This is a genomic window from Lyngbya sp. CCY1209 (assembly GCF_035615495.1).
GTDB lineage: Bacteria > Cyanobacteriota > Cyanobacteriia > Cyanobacteriales > Microcoleaceae > Limnospira.
The window spans coordinates 1-19,227 of sequence record NZ_JAJENU010000335.1 but is presented as its reverse complement, the minus strand read 5'-3'; the positions used below and the strand labels follow the sequence as shown (position 1 = coordinate 19,227).

The following is a 19,227-nucleotide window of genomic DNA, read 5'->3' as shown; positions in this document are numbered from 1 at the left end:
TGGCTATCGCCTCCTCTCTCAGAGATTGTTAAGAATTGTTAAAATTCTCCAACTTTCTCTTTGACCCTGAGAGTTCCTACCTCATTTGGTGTCTTGTGATACCAAACTTCGGAACATACAGACAGTTATAAGGCTGGTCAGGGGTGTGTCCCTTGTATCCATCCAGAGGGATGGAAGCCTTACCAGGAAGTTATTTCGGGTATTTCAGTCCTATTTCATTCCCGAACGAATCGCACCAATGCTCCAATTCTATCGCACCGGGGCTGCGGCCGGGTCGGGTAGTTAATTTTGGGTGAGAGTATTACAATTTCTGAAAGCAGACCCAATTTTGACGCTGGGATTTGTCAAAAGTTTGTCGAACTTGAGAGAGGAGACGATTGTGGAAACGACCATCAACTGTGCCGAAGCCTGCAAAGAGGGCTGCATTTTGGGGGATAAATGCCCCCATCGGGAATATGTCGAATCGACATCTAATTTTATTGACAACACATCTCTCGACCAGATACTCGAGATTGCCGACGAAGCTGTTCGCAAAAAGCGGACGGAACCGCCCAAGTGGGTGATTCCCGATTTTCCCGACCTACCATCCTGACCGGTCGGGGTGGGGGGAAGCGGAGGAAGCGGAGGGCGCGAGGGAAGCGGGGGAAGCCGAGGAAGAACACAGATCTAGCAATCGGAAACCATTTGTCAATTTTCTCGCCCCCAAACCCCCAATCCTGGGGGCTTTGAGCGGATCTAATTTTTGCGAATCGTTTCACACGATAAAAACTCGGGAGATTGGTAGCCCCGTCTCTTTAGAGCGGGGCGGAAAAGCGACACGGCGGCTTTAGCCGCCATCAGGAATGGTGAGGGTCGTTAATGTAAGCTGTCACCTTAGCCGTGCTGACTTTCCCTGTAGCTTCGTAGTAATACGACCGAGTCCACAATGAAGGTAGCTTGCAGAGGTGAGGGAACTCCTGCCTGAGCAGCCTAGATGAACGCCCCTTCATAGCTTTGACTATTTGGTGAATGGCGACCTGAGAGCCGTGCTCTACCAGGACGTGAACGTGGTCAGGGGCTATTTCCAGAGCCTTGACCAGCCAGTCATTTTCTAGGGCAACCTCATTCAGTATCGCGGCAAGCCTCATCTTGACGTTGCCGACCAAAACCTTCTTCCGCCTTTTCGGAATCCAGACCAGGTGAACATGGGCCAGCCCTACCGAGTGGTTGCCGTGGCGGTAGTTGATTGACTCATCTCGCATTGTTGAAGGCTACCCATTTATCGACAATTCTAGTATACTTGTTTTATGCGTAAAACCTTTGACGCACAAGTCAATCAACTCCCTGACGACCCTCCCCTGATGGCCGCACTGGAGTATCTTTGCACGGCTTCAAATAACCTCTACAACTGCACGGTTTACCTGGCTAGGCAGTTGTATTTCAAGGCAGGTAAATTCTCGAATGGGCGCTGGCTATCGAGCCAGATGAAGCACAACGCCCACATGAAAGCGCTCTATATCAGCGCTGCACAGCAAACCTGTATCAGCGTGGGTGAGGCGTTCAAGGGCTACCGTGAGCTACTGAAGTTATGGCGCAGCGGTGGGCTGACTGAAAAGCCGAAGCCACCCAATTACCGCAAGTCTGGCGGTATGTTTCAGATTAGCTACCCTAGGCGCTGGCTCAAGTTGGTTGATGGTCAAGTCCGAGTACCGATGGGAACCGCCTGCAAGGTCTGGTTTGACCTGCCCGAGATCTTTGTACCCTTCCCTAGCAATCTTGATTGGGCCGAGGTTAGAGAGCTTCAGATTGTGCCCAGGGCTGGTTATTTTGATGCGGTTTGGGTATGTGCTGGGAAGCTAGTTGCACCTGTTGCCCTAGACCCCGAGAAGTCGCTGGCTATTGACCATGGCATTGATAACTGGCTGACCTGTGTAGACAGCAAGGGGCATAGCTTTATTGTGGATGGCAAGCACCTGAAAGCGCTCAACCAGTTCTACAACAAACGGGTCGCCACCATCAAAGAGGGAAAGCCTCATGCCTTTTGGTGCAGGTTGCTAGATCAGCTCACGGGCAAGCGTAATCGCCAGATGCGGGATGCCGTCAACAAAGCTGCTCGGCTGGTGGTCAATCACTGCCTGAATCATGGCATCGGCACTGTGGTCTTTGGCTGGAATCAGAGGCAAAAGGACGGAGCCAATATGGGCTGCAAAACCAACCAAATGTTTGTCCAGATTCCTACGGCAAAGCTAAAAAACCGCATAGCCCAGCTTTGTGAGACCCACGGCATTTTGTTCGTTGAACAGGAGGAAAGCTATACATCGCAAGCGTCAGCGCTAGATCTTGATGTCATCCCCGTCTTGGCGTGAAAAACCCGAGGGTTGGAAGGCTTCAGGCAGGCGCATTCGGCGCGGAACCTATCGCTCTGCTGCTGGCGTTGAGGTCAATGCCGACTGCAACGGGGCGTGGAATATCGGTCGCAAAGCAAAAGTAACGGGGATGCAAGGCATCCCCGCAAGAGGCGTTTTGACTTCGCCTAGGCGTCTGAGAATTTGGGATCTTCCTGGTGTGTCGATCCTAACTCAGAAGTGCTGTAATCCCTCCGGGGAATCCCCGTCGCTGTCTTCGCGGGGAGTAGTCAATGCTATAGGATTTTCCTCCCCTGCCCCTGTGCCCCTGTGCCCCTGTGCCCCTGTGCCTCCCCCAGGCGAGTCCGAGTCAACCGCATTCCGGCTTCACCGCCACGATGCGAATGCGGCGATAGTCCGCCATCCAGGTTCCGTGGCGGTAGAGTTGGGGAGAGAGTTGGGTTTCGACCCGGTTGATAATGGCGCGTTTTTCGGCGGCCGGGATCGATTGAAAGAATTGACCCGCAAACATTTCCAGCCAATTTCTCAGCCCGTTTCTGCCGTCGTCGAGGGGGGTGGGGCGATCGAAGAGTTGGGCCATCCTGAGTTGAAATCCGCGATTTTCCAAGAGCGTCCCATATTCGACGATGCCGGGAAAATACCAGGGGTTGAGGGTTTTATTTTCCGGATATCCCGCCTCGTCCAAGGCTTCGCACAGCCCCGCCACGATCGCCCGCACATTTCCTCGCCCGCCAAATTCCGCCACAAAACGTCCTCCGGGTTTCAAAGCGGACCAAACTTTTTCGATGACCGGTTCGGGCGGTTTGACCCAATGTAAGACGGCGTTGGAAAAAACGGCCTCGAACTGTTCGATCCACTCCAAATTTTCCGCATTTCCCACTTCAAAATTGACCTGCGGATAAGTTCGACTCGCCGCCTCGATCATCGTCGTCGCGCGATCGATGCCGACGACTTGGGCACCGCTCTCCGTAATTCGATAGGTAAGATGACCGGTTCCGCAACCGAGATCGAGGATGTGTTCTCCCGTTTTCGGATCGAGCAACTCCAGCAAGTCTTTCCCCAAGTTGGAAACATAGCCGTGATGCCGGTCATAAAACATGGCATCCCAGCGATCGCGGGACGGGCTCGGTAGGTAATCCTTGGTATTTGTCTTCATTCGGGTTTCCGAGACAGGACATGGGTTGTCTTTCTTTCAGTATCCTGCATGAAGGCGATCGCGAACCCTAAAATTTTAGGAAAGTTTAGGCTTCAATCCCGATGGGGGGGAGGCAAGAATTCCAAATTAATTGTCAATTGTCAATTGTCAATTGTCAATTGTCAATTGTCAATTCTTCCCACGCCAGCCCATTCTGTGTTAAAAACTACAGATCGTTCCCAAAACTCGGATCGACAGGCGATCCAGGAGGATGTTTCATGGCCGGCAGCGAAGTTCAGGCTGATTTTTGGATGACGGAGTACATCACCCCTTGGGACATCTACGCCCACGGCGTGACCGACGTCCTCGCCCACCAAAAGACCCCCTATCAGGAAATGTACATCGTCGAAACGGGCGCCTACGGCAAAGCCCTCGTCCTAGACGGCAAGTGGCAGTCCTGTACGGGGGACGAATTTCTGTACCACGAACCCCTGGTCCACCCGGCGATGATCGCCCAGGGCCACCCGCAGAAGGTGCTCGTGCTCGGCGGCGGCGAGGGGGCGACCATCCGGGAAGTGCTGCGTTGGAACACCGTCGAGAGGGTCGTCATGATCGACATTGACGGCGACGTGGTGGAAGCTTGCCGGCAATACCTGCCCGAAATGCACCAGGGCGCCTTCGACGACCCGCGCACCGAGTTGGTGGTGGGGGATGCGTTGGAATATCTCGACAACACCGAACAAACTTGGGATGTGATTATTTCCGACCTCTCCGATCCCATCGAGGAGGGTCCGTCCTTCAAACTGTTCACGAAGGAGTATTTTGAAAAGATCCGCCGCGTCCTCGCCGAGGACGGGGCATTCGTGATCCAAGCCGGACCGGTCGCCCCCGGAAATTTCCACCTCCACGTCCGCATCGTGAATACCGTCAAAGCGGTTTTTCCCCACGTGCAATCCTACGGCAGTTTTATCTCCACCTACGGCGCCCCCTGGGGATTCGCCCTCGCCTCCGGACAACCCATCGACCCCTATCCGCAGCCGGAGACGACCGACCGCCTCCTCGAGCAGCACACCACGGGGAAAATGAAAATGTTCGACGGCATCACCCTGCTGGGGTTATTTCAAATTCCCCGACACCTGCGGGAAGCGATCGCGGCCGAAACCCAAGTCTACACCCTTTCCGAACCGCCCAAGTTCTTCGGGAAAGGAAAAGGCAACTAATTGGGGTGGGGGGAGAGGAGACTCCGGGGAGATCCCGGGAAAACGATCCCCCGACTCCCGAATACCGACTCCCGAATACCGCCCCAAAAAGCGGTATGCTAGAGAGCGAACGATCGCATTGCCAGACCTCAGACTCAGATGGAAACTCAGCCGCCCCAGATCCCCATTGAAAAAACGCCAAATTCCCGCCTCCGCGAACTCGACCGGGACGAGATTCCCTTCGGGAAAATTTTTGGCGATCATATGCTGACGGCGACCTACGCTGAGGGAAAGTGGCGGGATGTGAAAATCGTCCCCTACGGTCCGCTGGAACTGTCGCCGGCCAGCTCCGCCCTCCACTACGGGCAGGCGATTTTTGAGGGGATGAAAGCCTATAAGAGTGGGGCGGGGGAACCGCTGTTGTTCAGACCCCGCGACAACTTCAAACGGATCAATCAGTCCGCCGATCGCCTCTGTATGCCCCCGATTGACGAATCGGTTTTTATGGACGGGTTGGCGGCGTTGATCCGGTTGGATGCGGACTGGATTCCCAATAAAAAGGGCAGCGTTTTGTACATCCGCCCCGTCTATTTTGCCACGGATGAATCCGTCGGCTTGAAACCGTCCGACTCTTACAAATTTGTGATTCTCACCTGTCCGGTCGGGGCCTACTATTCCCACCCGGTCAAATTGATCGTCACGGATCAATATGTCCGGGCGTTTGAAGGGGGGACGGGGGCGGCAAAAGTCGCCGGAAACTACGCGGCGAGCCTGCTGGCCGATCGCGAGGCGAAGGCGAAGGGATACGACAACGTGATTTGGCTCGACGGCATCCACCGCAAGTATATCGAAGAATGTGGGACGATGAATCTGGCGTTTGTCATCGATGGCGTGGTCGTTACCCCCAAACTCACTGGGACGATTTTGGCCGGGATTACCCGCGACAGCGTGCTGACTTTATTTCGGGATTGGGGTATTCCCGTCGAGGAACGGGCGATCGCGATCGACGAAGTTGCCGAAGCCTGCGGGAGCGGCACTTTGACGGAGGCTTTCGGCATGGGGACCGCCGCCACCATCGCCCACATTTCCACCATCGGATATCAGGGCCGGGATCTGATTTTACCTCCGGTGACGGAACGCAAACTCGGCAACCGAGTTTTGCAGGCATTGGAAGACATCAAAACTGGCAAGTGCGAAGATCCGCACGGTTGGATTGATCGGGTTTGAATTGGGAGTCGGGGGGCGATGGGATAACTCATGTTTCAAATCAGTGAAGTCGCCCGCCGCCTGGGTGTCAATCCGCAGACGATCTATTTTTACGAACGGAAAGGGTTGATTCCGTCTCCCCGACGCACGGAGGCCGGTTATCGCCTTTTTTCCGAGGAAGATGTGGGGCGTCTCGCCTTCATTCTCCGGGTCAAATCCTTGGGGTTGACGTTGGAGGAAATCCGAGAAATTTTGGAGTTGAAAGATGGGCGATCGCTCACCTGTCAGGCGGTCTACGATCGCTTGCATGAAAAATTGACAGAAATTCGCGAAAAAATCGACCAATTGCAGGCGTTCCACGACGAGTTGTCGCCCCTCGTCCAACGGTGTCAAGACCAGATCGATTCCCCCCGAGAATGTGTCGTCTTGGACGAGTGGAAATCCGACCCCCCTTGAGTCAAAGCCGTTTCATTAAAATGGCTGGAGGGGTTCCAGGGGCAGAGGAGGCGGAGGAGAATCTCACATCAGGGCGCAAGCCAGGGGCCCCGACAATCTAAACTCTAAAATTCCCCGCCCCCTTGACATTATACCTAGGTATAGGGATTAAACTGATCGGTGTCAGTTCTCATTTGGGAGAAATCGGATGATGAGTTCCGTCAAAATCGAAGTATTGGGAACCGGTTGCAAAAAGTGCCACCAACTCGAAGCCAACGCCAAAGAAGCGATCGCCGCCCTGAACCTGGAGGCGGAGGTGGTACACATCACCGAACCGCTGAAAATCGCCGAACGGGGGGTTATGAAAACCCCCGCCCTCGTCGTCGATAACGTCGTGGTGAGTCAGGGGAAACTCCTCACCCCCGAACAAATTCAATCCCACATCAATTCTTAATTTAGAGTCTTTTGGAAGCGATCGCCCCGGCAAAATTCGAGGAGAAACGACCATGCAAATTTCACCCTTTTGGCGGGACCAGTGGAAGCCTCTCGCCCTGATTGTCGTCGCGTTTTTACTGTGCTTTTACCTGCCGATAGAAGCCCTCAAACAGTCCGAACGGCTGCAAAACGCCTTCTGGGAAGCCCTGTATTTGGTGCGGTGGTACGCCCAGGAACACGTTTTATTGTGTCTGATTCCCGCCTTTTTTATTGCGGGTGCGATCGCGGTTTTTATCAGCCAAGATTCCGTCATCAAATACCTGGGGGCAAAAGCCAATCCGTTCCTCGCCTACGGTGTCGCCTCCGTATCCGGGACAATTTTGGCTGTCTGTTCCTGTACAGTTCTGCCCCTATTTGCCGGAATTTACCGCATGGGGGCGGGTTTGGGGCCGGCGATGGCTTTTTTGTATTCGGGTCCGGCGATCAACGTTCTGGCGATGATTCTCACCGCCCGAGTTTTGGGCTTGCAAATCGGCATTGCCCGGGCAGTGGGGGCGATCGGTTTTAGCATTGTTATCGGCTTGGCGATGCAGTGGATTTTCCGCACCGAAGAACTCGAAAAAGTCAACCCCGCCGCCGCATTGCCCGACGAAGACGACACCCGCCCCCTGTGGCAAAATGCCCTATTTTTTGCCGTTCTCGTCGGCATTCTGGTGTTTTCCAACTGGGCGCAACCCGATGTGGCAGCCGGTTTTTGGTTCGTTATCTATTCCTTGAAATGGTGGATAACCGGATTCTTCGGCATCGCTTTGGCTGCTATTCTGATCGCCTGGTTGCATCTCAATCCCGGCAAAGTCTTCTTAATTTCAATTGTGACGGCGGTACTGTCTTGGCAGTTTCAAGAACAGCCCCTCGTCCCCTTCAGCTTCGCCCTCGTCGGGTTCTCTTGGCTGACGAGTACCGACAAAAATGAAGCCGGGGAATGGTTCGAGTCTTCCTGGGATTATGCCAAACAAATTTTGCCTTTATTATTGATGGGGGTATTGATTGCGGGGGCGCTGTTGGGGCGTCCGGGAGAAGAGGCGTTGATCCCCTCGGAATGGGTGGTTTTGGCCGTGGGTGGCAATTCAATTTTCGCCAATTTTTTCGCCGCGATCGCCGGTGCGTTCATGTACTTCGCGACGTTGACGGAAGTCCCCATTTTGCAGGGGTTGATCGGCAACGGCATGGGGCAAGGACCCGCCCTGGCGCTGTTGCTGGCGGGTCCGGCTTTATCCCTCCCCAATATGCTGGTGATTCGCAGCATTATCGGCACGAAAAAAACCGCCGTATTTGTGGCGTTGGTGGTGGTGATGGCGGCATTGAGCGGCATTATTTATGGGGCGATCGTTTAATTGGAAATGGGCGCCGTGCCTTGCGCCCCTACGATATAAATTGGGCGTTTTGTAGGGGCGAATGGCATTCGCCCTCGACGCGATCGCCTCCCCGATACGATCGCCTTCCCGACGCGATCGCACCCCGACACCGCCCGGGAATTAACAAAAACTGAAATGGGCGCAAGCCTTGCGCCCCTACCATATGAATTGGGCGTTTTGTAGGGGCGAATGGCATTCGCCCTCGATACGATCGCCTTCCCGACGCGATCGCCTTCCCGACGCGATCGCCCCCCGACGCCGCCCGGGAATTAACGAAAACTGAAATGGGCGCAAGCCTTGCGCCCCTACATAGAGCGATCACACCGTATTAAAATAATAAATCGATAAATATGTCTTGAGATTGATTTTGGGGTTTTTCAGGATCTTCATCCCATTTTTGTGGATTGTCAATAATATATTGCCGAATTTGATTTAAGTGCCGTTCATTTCGCACAATTGATTCATAGTAATTTCGTTGCCATACCGGAGGACTGGGTTGTTGACTAAATTCTTTAATTCTTTTGGTGACAGACGATTTGAAGCCACCGATAAATGATGAGAGCGATCGCGGCTTTTTGTAGGAGCGCAAGGCTTGCGCCCCATTGGTGTCAAGATCGCCGTTGACAATCACCACAATTCCATGTATGTGATTCGGCATAATAATCCATTCATCCAATTCAACCTCTTGGCGCATCTGAGCCGATTTCAACCATTCTTCCCGAACGATAGTGCCGATATAGTTTAGACAAATTTTTCCAACTTTAATATCCCCAAATATGCACTGTTTTTTATACGAGCAAATTGTGACAAAATACCAACCCGACTGGGAATAATCATATCCGGGCAGGCGAATCGAACGGCGATGGTGGCGATCGGGATGATAATTCATTTTTATCAATGTCAATCAATCATCCCAATTAATTTTACATCCTGTAGGGGCGAATGGCATTCGCCCTCGATACGATCGCCTCCCCGACGCGATCGCCTCCCCGACGCGATCGCACCCCCGACGCGATCGCACCCCGAAACCGCCCGGGAATTAACAAAAACTGAAATGGGCGCAAGCCTTGCGCCCCTACGATATGAATTGGGCGTTTTGTAGGGGCGAATGGCATTCGCCCCCGACACGATCGCACCCCGACACCGCCCGGGAATTAACAAAAACTGAAATGGGCGCCGTGCCTTGCGCCCCTACGATATGAATTGGGCGTTTTGTAGGGGCGAATGGCATTCGCCCTCGATACGATCGCCTTCCCGACGCGATCGCACCCCGACACTGCACGGGAATTAACAAAAACTGAAATGGGCGCCGTGCCTTGCGCCCCTACGATATCACTCCAAATCTTCGGGTAAAATCCAATTTAACAATAGGCCGAAAACCCCCGAAAAACCGATCCCTTCCAAGGCAAATTTTCCGGCTTCGATCGCCATTCCGCCCACCCCAAAAACCAGGATAACGGCGACGATCGCCAGATTTCGGGGTTTCATCAAATCCTCCCCCGAACGGACGAGACTGTTGATTCCCACTACCACAATCGTACCGAATAAAATCACCAAAATCCCCCCCATCGCCGGGACGGGAATTGACCGCAAAAATGCCCCCAGTTTGCCCACGAAAGCTAATAATATCGCCAGGATCGCCGCCCACGTCATCACGCCGGGGTTGAAAATTCTTGTCAGGGCGACGGCCCCGGTCACTTCCGAGTAGGTGGTGTTGGGCGGCCCGCCGAAAAACGCCGCCAGACTGGTCGCCAAACCGTCTCCGAGGAGGGTTCTGTGGATTCCCGGATCTCGGAAATAGTCTTTTTTGGCGACGGCGCCGATGGTGATGATATCGCCGAAATGTTCGATCGCGGGGGCGATCGCCACGGGTAAAATAAACAGAATTGAAGGTAGGTGAAATACGGGTGTTGTAAATTTCGGTATCGCGAACCAGGGCGCTTCGGCAATGCCAGAAAAGTCAACCATCCCCAGCGGAAATGCGACGATATAACCGGCACTGAGCCCCACCAAAATCGGAACCAATCTCAACCATCCCCGGCCGAATAATGTGGTCATCATGGTTCCAAAAAGTGCCGCGCCGGAAACCGCCAAAGCTGCCCATTTTCCGTACCCTTCCCCGGCTTCGGAAGCCATGCCGATGGCGATGGGGGCGAGGGACAGTCCGATCACCATGATCACGGGACTGGTGACGATGGGGGGCAGGAGTCTCATCAAAAATCCGGAACCCCGCAGGGCGATCGCAACACTGAGTAGAAAATAAAGGATTCCGGCCGCTGCTAATCCGGACAAAGTTTCCGCAATTCCATATTGTTTGATACCCAGTTGGATGGGGGCGATGAAGGCGAAGGAAGACCCGAGAAAAACGGGAACTTTCCCGCCCGTTACCAGTTGAAATACGAGGGTTCCGAGTCCGGCGGTAAATAGGGCGACGTTGGGATCTAATCCGGTTAAAATTGGGATCAAAACCAGGGCACCGAAGGCGATAAATAGAATTTGGGCACCGAGGGGGATGTACCGCCAATGAAATTTGTAGGCGGTTTTTTCGGCTTGCTGTTCTTGAATGTCGGAGGTTGATTCGTCGATCATAGGGTGAGGTTGTCGAAGATTGATTGTGATAAAATTGAAGAATCGATAGAATCTCTTGATTGAATCTGTGAAATTCGATCCCCCTAAATCCCCCTTAATAAGGGGGACTTTGAATCCCAATGGCTCCCCCTTATCTCCCCCCTTACAAAGGGGGGTTGGGGGGGATGGGGGCGGGGGGGGATCTGAGGATGGGAATGGCGGTAAAGAACCCCCATTATTCCCCTTGAAAAGGGGGACTTTGAAGGCGCTCATTGGGCGAGATGGGTTAATTTTTGGGGTTTCATCTCTATTAATAATGGCGGTTTGAGTTGCCCTGTCAAGCGATCGCGACCCGAGTCCCTACCCGGCGACGGAACCGCAACCGGGGCGGTAACGCTAAGATATGTAACGAGTGTATCGCGCCGTCCCCAATGAGCAAACCTGCCAAGTTCTCCGATCTGCCCGCCACCTCCCCCAATGGCCATCATCCTGTCAGCCTGAACAGCATCCGCATCCGGGGGGCGAGACAGCACAACCTCAAAAATATCGACCTGGAACTTCCCCGCGATCGCCTGATCGTGTTTACCGGCGTGTCGGGCTCCGGGAAGTCGTCCCTGGCCTTCGACACGATTTTCGCCGAGGGACAGCGCCGCTACGTCGAGTCCCTCAGCGCCTACGCCCGCCAATTTTTGGGGCAGTTGGACAAGCCGGACGTTGACGCGATCGAGGGGTTGAGTCCGGCTATTTCCATCGACCAAAAATCTACCTCCCACAACCCCCGATCCACCGTGGGGACGGTGACGGAAATTTACGATTATTTGCGATTATTATTCGGGCGGGCCGGAGAGCCCCATTGTCCGATTTGCGATCGCAGTATCGCCCCCCAAACCGTCGATGAAATGTGCGATCGCGTCCTGGAACTTCCCGATCGCACCAAGTTTTTGATCCTCGCCCCGGTGGTTCGCGGCAAGAAAGGAACCCACCGCAAATTGTTGTCCAGTTTGGCTTCGGAAGGCTTCGTCAGAGTCCGGATCGACGGCGAAATTTTGGAACTTTCCGACGCGATCGAGTTGGATAAAAACCACGCCCACACCATCGAAATTGTCATCGATCGCCTGATTGTCAAACCCGGTTTGCAAGAACGGCTGGCGGACTCCCTCACCACCTGCCTGCGCCATTCTGGGGGTGTCGCCGTTATCGAAATTTTGGATCACACTGAAGCGCGATCGGGAACCGCCCTGAAAGCTGCCGAAAAATCCGCCAATTCCTATTTAAAAAATCACCACACCCACCAACTTGTTTTTTCCGAAAACTTCGCCTGCCCCGAACACGGGGCGGTCATGGAAGAACTCTCCCCCAGACTGTTTTCGTTCAACTCTCCCTACGGTGCCTGTCCCGCCTGCCACGGCCTGGGACACCTGCGGACATTTGCGGCGGAATTGGTGGTTCCCGACCCCTCACAGCCGGTTTACAGCGCGATCGCGCCCTGGTCGGACAGAGATAATTCCTACTATTTATCCCTGCTGCACAGTGTCGCCCAGGCGTTTGGATTCGATATCGCCACGCCTTGGAAAAAACTCACCCCCAAACAGCAACATATCCTCCTCTACGGCAGTGAGGAAGCAATTTGGATCGAGACGGATTCTCGCTACCGGGAAAGTCGGGGTTATCACCGCCCCTACATCGGGGCAATTCCGATGTTGCAGCGCCAATATAACGATACCAGTTCCGAATTGCAAAAGCAGAAAATGGAACAGTATTTGATCGACCAGGCTTGTGAAGTTTGTCAAGGACAACGGCTGAAACCGGAGGCGCTTTCGGTGCGGCTGGGACAGTGCCGAATCACCGATTTGACGGAAGTTTCGATCCGGGATTGCGTGCATCGAATTAATCAGTTGAAATTGAGCGATCGCCAAGCCCAAATTGCCGATTTAGTGCTGAGGGAAATTCGGGCGAGATTGCAATTTTTGGTTGACGTGGGATTGGATTATTTGACATTATCGCGATCGGCTTCTACTTTGTCGGGGGGAGAGGCGCAACGCATCCGGTTGGCGACTCAAATCGGTGCCGGTTTGACGGGGGTTTTGTATGTTTTGGACGAACCCAGCATCGGATTGCATCAGCGGGACAACGGACGGCTGTTAAAAACGTTGACAAAATTGCGGGATTTGGGGAATACTTTGATCGTCGTCGAACATGACGAAGAAACCATCCGCGCCGCCGATTGGCTGGTGGATATAGGCCCCGGGGCGGGCGTTCACGGGGGCGAAATTGTCGCGGCGGGGGATTTGGAGAATCTGTTAAAGGCGGAAAAATCCCTGACGGGCGCCTATCTGTCCGGGCGAAAGCAGATTCAAACGCCCCCGGAACGTCGGGGGGGAAATGGGCGATCGCTAATTTTGAAAAACGCCCGCCAAAATAACCTGAAACATATCGATGTCGAACTTCCTTTGGGGAAATTGGTCTGCATCACCGGCGTTTCCGGTTCGGGCAAATCGACGTTAATTAACGAGTTATTATATCCCTCCCTCCAACACCATTTTAGCAGAAAAGTACCGTTTCCGAAACAGTTGGATAAAATTGAGGGCTTGGATGCGCTGGATAAGGCGATCGTCATCGATCAATCCCCCATCGGACGCACGCCGCGATCGAACCCCGCCACCTATACGGGGGTATTCGATATCATCCGGGCGATCTTCGCGGAAACCATCGAAGCGAAGGCGAGGGGATACAAGCCGGGACAGTTTTCTTTTAATGTCAAAGGCGGACGCTGCGAAGCCTGCGGGGGGCAGGGCGTGAACGTGATTGAAATGAATTTTCTCCCCGATGTTTACGTCCAGTGCGAGGTGTGCAAAGGGGCGAGATACAACCGGGAAACCTTGCAGGTGAAATACAAGGGCTATTCCATTGCGGACGTGTTGAATATGACGGTGGAGGAAGCGTTGGAGGTGTTTAAAAATATCCCCCGCGCCGCCACCCGTTTGCAAACTTTATTAGATGTCGGTTTGGGTTATATCCATTTGGGACAGCCGGCCCCCACCCTTTCCGGCGGGGAAGCCCAGCGGGTGAAATTGGCGTCGGAATTGTCCAAACGGGCGACGGGGAAGACGTTGTATTTGATCGACGAACCGACGACGGGACTCTCGTTTTATGACGTTCACCAGTTGTTAAATGTGTTGCAGCGGTTGGTGGATAAGGGTAATTCGATTATCGTGATCGAACATAATTTAGATGTGATTCGCTGCGCGGATTGGGTGGTGGATTTGGGACCGGAAGGAGGCGATCGCGGCGGGGAAGTGATCGTTGCGGGAACGCCGGAAGATGTGGCAGATCATCCGAGTTCTTATACCGGGATGTATTTGAAACAGGTGTTGAAAGAACATCCGCCCGCGATCGCCGATGATGTCGATTTGGGGAATTAGTCGGAAAATTGATTCCCATAATTCTCTATATTTTTTGGAGGCTATAAACGTCAGTACATGGGTTGGATTTTGGAATCTGTGCGCGAACCGCGATCGCGCAATTTTGATTCGACTTTCTGTAAAGAAGTGTAATTTAATGTAAAAAAATGTTGATTTCTATTGACAAAAATTTTTTTTGATGCACTCAAAATCTTGCTGTATTTTTCCTGTTTCACTCTGGAAGGATTGAATATGTAGTTAAACAGTTGAGTTGAAATCCAGAGAGGTATTGACTTATGAAACTCTCTCACCGCCAATTGGGTAAGACGGCAGCCAGTATGGCTTTGGCAACTGTTTGTACCTTCTTGGCTGCTTCTGCTGCTCGGGCAGATAATTATAGAATCGGCTTTTCTAACGGCTGTCATTCTGCCACGATCAAAGTTGCCGTATCCTGGTTAGATCCAGATTCGGGTGAATGGATTGATAATGGTTGGTATGAGTTTTCGGCGGGTGAACGAGCTATTTTAAACGGGCCTCGGACAAATAATCGCATCTTTTATTACTATGCAGAGTCCACTGACGGTTCAAGAATGTGGGGAGCGGACGATCAGCCAGAATTAGTTGTGGGCGGTCGTAGCTATTCTCCGAGAAAGGTTGTCGCCGACTCTTCCAATGGCTCGTACTACGTTAATTTGACTTGTCGGGGCGAAACGCCAATTGAAACAACGCCGGAGGTTGTTGTCGAACGCTACGATGATATAGGAGGAGGATGGGGAGGAGCAAAAGCGACGCTCTACCGAAGTGGTTTGTTGGTTATTGAAGGTCGGGCTGTCAGCAATTCTAATACTTCGGGGACAAGGGCGACAGTCAACGTTGTCGGTTTGGACAGAGATGGAAATGTTTTATTCGTGTCGCAACACTTAGATATTCCCACCGCTTGTGGTCGGTGGGATACTTGCCCTTCCGACCGGCGAGGACGTAGCGATCAAAATATTTCTCCGGAAATTGCAAAATTCGTCAATCGTCTCCAAGTTCACCTTTCCGATCGGGGCGGTCCGAGCATTTATAGCAGAATCACCAACAACATTCGCGAAGCTTGTCAAAGTTATGACGGATTGCCGAGTACAGCTAGAGCAGCAATTGCTTCTCAAACGGGCTTTTCAGGTTGCAATCCCTAATTCCCTTTAAATGAGAATCTCGGGCAACCCTATAAGGTTGCCCCTACGTCTGTCTTATACCGGGATGTATTTGAAACAGGTGTTGGAAGAACACCCGCCCGCGATCGCCGATGATGTCGATTTGGGGAATTAAATTTTCCCACAAACAGGCGTTGGCTTCTATAAATACTCGATCCAACCCCGCATTTCGTCGGGATTCAACACCTCGTAAATTAAAGCCAAACTGCGGATGATTTCACCCAGCGATCGCGTATTTTTTTTGCTATAGGCGACCCCCCAATGATCCGAACTTTGACTAGCCAGCCTGAGAAAATCAGCGTCATGGGTGACGATGACTCGTCCCTCGTTGCGGGCAAACGTCAACTGGGCTTCATCCGAGAGCCCCAGCAGTCCCATTTCACGAGTCATCGTCACGTCAATCCCCTGGTGACGCAAAGCCAATCCCACATCTGGATCGACATTTTCATCCAGATGAAAGCGAATGCGGTCACTCACCGCGCAACTCCTTCAGCTTTGCATTTAACCGAGATGGATAATTATCCCGCAATGAGTCTGCGAACAATTCATCCTCTCGAATGCTCCGTTCGATTTCATCGCGGCGATCGTAATAATATGCCATCGCCGCATAAACCGAAGCCAAAGGAAGCTTATATTTCCCGGCGATCAAATCCAGAGATTGACCCATCCGCAAATAGAGGGTGGCAATATCGGCGACCGTCATTCGAGTCCCTGCAATTCGAGGTTTTCCGCCTCGGACCCCCGGCGTGATTTCAATAAGCCGATTGAGTGTGACTTCCATAATGACAGATTCAAACCTCTAAAATTCCAATTGCTGGAGCATCCAAAATCCCGCGAAGGCTTCCGAGTTGGGGTCGGATTGGATGGCGAGAAAATGCACGTTTTTGGCCGCTTTTTTCGCCGTTTCAAATTCCCGCCCTTCCGCCTGGGTGTTGGCGTCGGGGAGGTTCGCTACGATCCAACTCTCGCTTTCTCCGGTATCCAAAACCAGACAGGGGCGGGGTTGTTCCACCAGTCGCAACGATGCCAACTCCAACCCGGACATCCAGGCCGCCAGAGGGGTAGCCCGGGACGAGAAAATAATCAAACCGGGAACCCGATCTTCCGGGGACAGCCCCACCATCGGTAAACCGAAGGCTTCCCCGAAGTCGATGTCCCATTCCGGCATCTCCTCGAAGGCCCCCGCCTCCAGGGAAACGATCGCCCACCGATCCCCCTGGAGGGCGTCCGGCAGGGGTTTGGGTTCGCCCGTCATGAATTGCACTGAGGGGTTGGCACTTTCCTGGTAGTTGGGATAGGTGGGATACACCTTCTCCATGCGTTCCCGCAACCACTGGACCAGGGTGTAGGTGCGGCGGCTGGCGGCGGCGGGGATGGCCAATTCCTGGGCGGCTTTCGTGATCATGTTCGCCATCGGACGCCGGAAAAAGCGGATGCGGGTCGGGGGGGCTGGTGCCTGGGCGATCGCATCTTTGATGGCCCCCTGCAGCCAGCCCGAATTCACCGTGTTGCTGGGGCAAAATTGCGTGTAGCGAAACAGGGATTCGGCGCGATCGCGCACGTCCAGGGGGGTTTCACAGATGATCACCTCCCACACCTTTTTTCCCTCGTCGTCCCGCAGGGGGCGGCTGTAAAAATCCAGTTCCCAAATCGTTCCCTTCATGCCGATCTTAAAATTCGTTGTACAAACTCGAATTTCAATTGTCCCATATCGTTGGGGAGTCGGGAGTGGGAAGTGGGGAGTCGGGGGGCGGAGGAGGCGGGGAGAAGATGGAAAGAATCTAAAATCTCAAATCTAAAATTCCCCCCACCCAATTCTTTGTGTTAAAATAACGGGTTATGAGTAAAGAGAGTAACGGATACAAGGTTGTCACGGATAACCGCAAAGCCCGCTATCTGTACGAGATCCTGGACACCTACGAGGCCGGCATCGAACTCAAAGGTACGGAGGTGAAGTCGATCCGGGCGGGGCGCGTCAACTTGCAGGATGGCTATGCCTTGCTGCGAGGTGGAGAGGCTTGGCTGATCAACGTCCACATTTCGCCCTATGAGAATACGGGTACTTTTTTCAATCACGACCCCCGCCGGACGCGGAAACTGTTGCTGCACCGCCGGGAAATCAACAAATTGATCGGACAGGTGGAACAGAAGGGGCTGACTTTGGTGCCGCTGAAAATGTATTTGAAGCGGGGGCGGGTGAAGGTGGTGATCGGACTGGCCCGAGGTAAGAAACTCCACGATAAGCGGGAAACCGTCCGGCGCCGGGATGATGAGCGATCGATGCGGCGGGCTCTGAAACAGTTTTAAGGGTTGCGATCGCCGGTAATTCTTCGGGTTAAGATAACGGTTGTGAAAGACTCGGAGAGGTGGTGGCGATGAATGATGAAACCAATGCCCAAATGAGAATCGAACGGGACAGCATGGGGGCGATCGAGGTTCCCGCCGATCGCTATTGGGGGGCGCAAACCCAGCGATCGCTTCATTATTTTTCCATCGGAGAAGATCGGATTCCCACCGAGGCGATCGCGGCGTTCGGCATCCTCAAAAAAGCGGCCGCCCTGACGAACCAGGAGTTGGGGAAATTGGCGCCGGAAAAAGCAGAATTGATGGTGCGTGCCGCCGATGAAGTCATCGGGGGAAAACTCGCGGATCATTTCCCTTTGCGGGTGTGGATGACGGGAAGCGGCACTCAGTGTAACATGAATGTGAATGAGGTGATTGCCAACCGGGCGATCGCGTTTGCGGGGGGGGAATTGGGCAGCAAAAGTCCCGTCCACCCCAACGATGATGTTAATATGTCCCAATCTTCTAATGATACATTTCCGACGGCGATGCATATCGCGGCGGGGGTGGCGTTCAGTGATCGCTTACTTCCTAAAGTGCGAAAAATGCGGGATGCTTTGCAGCAGAAATCGGAGGAATTTTCGGACATCGTAAAAATTGGCCGGACGCACCTGCAAGATGCCGTTCCTTTGACGTTGGGACAGGAGTTTTCCGGCTATGTCGCCCAACTGGATGCGGATTTGAAACGGATCGAAATGGTGTTGCCGGATCTGTACGAATTGGCGATCGGTGGGACGGCGGTGGGGACGGGTTTGAATGCCCCGGCGGGGTTCGCGGAACGGGTGGCGGAACGCATTGCTGAAATGACGGGTTTGCCGTTTGTTTCTGCCCCCAATAAATTTGCCGCGATCGCCGCCCACGATGCGATCGTGATGGCGAGTGGGGCGTTGAAAACTCTGGCCTGTTCTCTGATGAAAATTGCCAACGATATTCGTTTTTTGGGCAGCGGCCCCCGCTGCGGTTTGGGGGAATTAATTCTACCGGAAAATGAGCCGGGTTCTTCGATCATGCCGGGGAAGGTCAACCCCACCCAGTGCGAGGCGATGACGATGGTGGCGGCTCAGGTGATGGGGTACGATATGGCAATTACTGTTGCGGGTTCTCAGGGTCATTTTGAGTTGAATGTGTTTAAGCCGATGATGATTTTTAACCTCCTGCAATCGGTCAGTATTTTGTCGGACAGTTGCAATAATTTTACCGATTTTCTGTTGGTGGGATTGCGGGCAAATCGGCGCAAAATTGAGGGGTATTTGGAAGAGTCGCTGATGTTGGTGACGGCGTTGAGTCCGAAAATTGGCTATGATAAGGCGGCGGAAGTCGCCCACGTCGCGTTGGAGAAGAATTCGACGCTGAAACAGGTTTGCGTGGATTTGGGGTACATTTCCGCCGAGGAATTTGATGAAATTGTGGTTCCGTCCCGGATGGCACATCCCCACGGTTAGGGGGTGCGATCGCCCGGGGTAATCTGTCGGGCGATCGCATCTCTAGCTATAAGTCCGCAGATTTCGCAGATTTTCGCAGATGGGGAGTTGGGGTGTTTGAGCCAGTC

The 19,227-nt window shown here is 53.3% G+C and carries 18 protein-coding genes; 11 read left to right on the top strand and 7 right to left on the bottom strand.

Features of this window, described 5'->3' with window-relative positions:
- The first annotated feature begins 379 nt into the window (after positions 1-379).
- Positions 380-592, top strand: coding sequence for a hypothetical protein (locus tag LKE08_RS09630; RefSeq protein ID WP_324704005.1), 213 nt, complete (start codon positions 380-382; stop codon positions 590-592).
- 244 nt (positions 593-836) lie between these two features.
- Here the strand turns inward: LKE08_RS09630 and tnpA are convergent, their stop codons facing one another.
- Entirely contained in the window at positions 837-1,241 is a 405-nt protein-coding gene (tnpA, locus tag LKE08_RS09625) for an IS200/IS605 family transposase (RefSeq protein ID WP_324704004.1), read from the bottom strand.
- Positions 1,242-1,286: 45 nt separating this feature from the next.
- Between tnpA and LKE08_RS09620 the strand changes: the two genes are divergently transcribed.
- Positions 1,287-2,345: a transposase gene (locus tag LKE08_RS09620; protein ID WP_324704003.1), complete on the top strand. Its 1,059-nt coding sequence runs from the start codon at positions 1,287-1,289 to the stop codon at positions 2,343-2,345.
- A gap of 349 nt (positions 2,346-2,694) precedes the next feature.
- Here LKE08_RS09620 and LKE08_RS09615 read toward each other — a convergent pair whose 3' ends face one another.
- Positions 2,695-3,501 carry a class I SAM-dependent methyltransferase gene (locus LKE08_RS09615; RefSeq protein WP_324704002.1) on the bottom strand — a complete coding sequence of 269 codons (807 nt, stop codon included), beginning with the start codon at positions 3,499-3,501 and terminating at the stop codon, positions 2,695-2,697.
- A gap of 257 nt (positions 3,502-3,758) precedes the next feature.
- Here LKE08_RS09615 and speE point away from each other — a divergent pair, with 257 nt between their 5' ends.
- From speE to LKE08_RS09590, 5 genes are all read left to right on the top strand, one after another.
- Positions 3,759-4,700: a polyamine aminopropyltransferase gene (speE, locus tag LKE08_RS09610; protein ID WP_324704001.1), complete on the top strand. Its 942-nt coding sequence runs from the start codon at positions 3,759-3,761 to the stop codon at positions 4,698-4,700.
- 138 nt (positions 4,701-4,838) lie between these two features.
- Positions 4,839-5,906 (top strand): branched-chain amino acid aminotransferase, encoded by a 1,068-nt coding sequence (locus LKE08_RS09605; RefSeq protein WP_324704000.1) that lies wholly within the window; start codon positions 4,839-4,841, stop codon positions 5,904-5,906.
- Positions 5,907-5,936: 30 nt separating this feature from the next.
- Positions 5,937-6,341 (top strand): heavy metal-responsive transcriptional regulator, encoded by a 405-nt coding sequence (locus tag LKE08_RS09600; RefSeq protein WP_324703999.1) that lies wholly within the window; start codon positions 5,937-5,939, stop codon positions 6,339-6,341.
- 187 nt (positions 6,342-6,528) lie between these two features.
- On the top strand, positions 6,529-6,774 hold the full coding sequence (locus tag LKE08_RS09595; protein WP_324703998.1) for a thioredoxin family protein: 246 nt from the start codon (positions 6,529-6,531) through the stop codon (positions 6,772-6,774).
- Between the two features lie 52 nt (positions 6,775-6,826).
- The gene (locus LKE08_RS09590) at positions 6,827-8,149 is read left to right on the top strand and encodes a permease (protein WP_324703997.1); all 1,323 of its coding nucleotides are present in this window, start codon (positions 6,827-6,829) and stop codon (positions 8,147-8,149) included.
- Between the two features lie 349 nt (positions 8,150-8,498).
- On the opposite strand, the gene LKE08_RS09585 is transcribed toward LKE08_RS09590, so the two are convergent.
- Positions 8,499-9,059 (bottom strand): transposase, encoded by a 561-nt coding sequence (locus tag LKE08_RS09585; protein ID WP_324703996.1) that lies wholly within the window; start codon positions 9,057-9,059, stop codon positions 8,499-8,501.
- 443 nt (positions 9,060-9,502) lie between these two features.
- Complete coding sequence (locus LKE08_RS09580) at positions 9,503-10,759, bottom strand: uracil-xanthine permease family protein (RefSeq protein WP_324703995.1); 1,257 nt, start codon at positions 10,757-10,759, stop codon at positions 9,503-9,505.
- A 410-nt stretch (positions 10,760-11,169) separates the two neighbouring features.
- On the opposite strand from LKE08_RS09580, the gene uvrA reads away from it, so the two are divergent.
- Positions 11,170-14,160, top strand: a complete 2,991-nt coding sequence (uvrA, locus tag LKE08_RS09575; protein ID WP_324703994.1) for an excinuclease ABC subunit UvrA — start codon at positions 11,170-11,172, stop codon at positions 14,158-14,160.
- A 275-nt stretch (positions 14,161-14,435) separates the two neighbouring features.
- The gene (locus LKE08_RS09570; RefSeq protein WP_324703993.1) at positions 14,436-15,317 is read left to right on the top strand and encodes a DUF1036 domain-containing protein; all 882 of its coding nucleotides are present in this window, start codon (positions 14,436-14,438) and stop codon (positions 15,315-15,317) included.
- A 159-nt stretch (positions 15,318-15,476) separates the two neighbouring features.
- On the opposite strand, the gene LKE08_RS09565 is transcribed toward LKE08_RS09570, so the two are convergent.
- The 3 genes from LKE08_RS09565 to LKE08_RS09555 are packed head-to-tail and all read right to left on the bottom strand — an operon-like array spanning position 15,477 to position 16,998.
- Positions 15,477-15,812, bottom strand: coding sequence for a DUF5615 family PIN-like protein (locus tag LKE08_RS09565; protein WP_324703992.1), 336 nt, complete (start codon positions 15,810-15,812; stop codon positions 15,477-15,479).
- A complete protein-coding gene (locus LKE08_RS09560) occupies positions 15,805-16,116 on the bottom strand; it encodes a DUF433 domain-containing protein (protein WP_324703991.1) in 312 nt (103 codons plus the stop codon). The genes LKE08_RS09565 and LKE08_RS09560 overlap by 8 nt, the downstream gene beginning before the upstream one ends.
- 18 nt (positions 16,117-16,134) lie before the next feature.
- The gene (locus LKE08_RS09555; protein WP_324703990.1) at positions 16,135-16,998 is read right to left on the bottom strand and encodes a Tab2/Atab2 family RNA-binding protein; all 864 of its coding nucleotides are present in this window, start codon (positions 16,996-16,998) and stop codon (positions 16,135-16,137) included.
- A gap of 176 nt (positions 16,999-17,174) precedes the next feature.
- On the opposite strand from LKE08_RS09555, the gene smpB reads away from it, so the two are divergent.
- Positions 17,175-17,642: an SsrA-binding protein SmpB gene (gene smpB, locus LKE08_RS09550; RefSeq protein ID WP_324703989.1), complete on the top strand. Its 468-nt coding sequence runs from the start codon at positions 17,175-17,177 to the stop codon at positions 17,640-17,642.
- A 68-nt stretch (positions 17,643-17,710) separates the two neighbouring features.
- Positions 17,711-19,120: a class II fumarate hydratase gene (gene fumC, locus LKE08_RS09545; RefSeq protein ID WP_324703988.1), complete on the top strand. Its 1,410-nt coding sequence runs from the start codon at positions 17,711-17,713 to the stop codon at positions 19,118-19,120.
- Positions 19,121-19,227 lie beyond the last annotated feature (107 nt).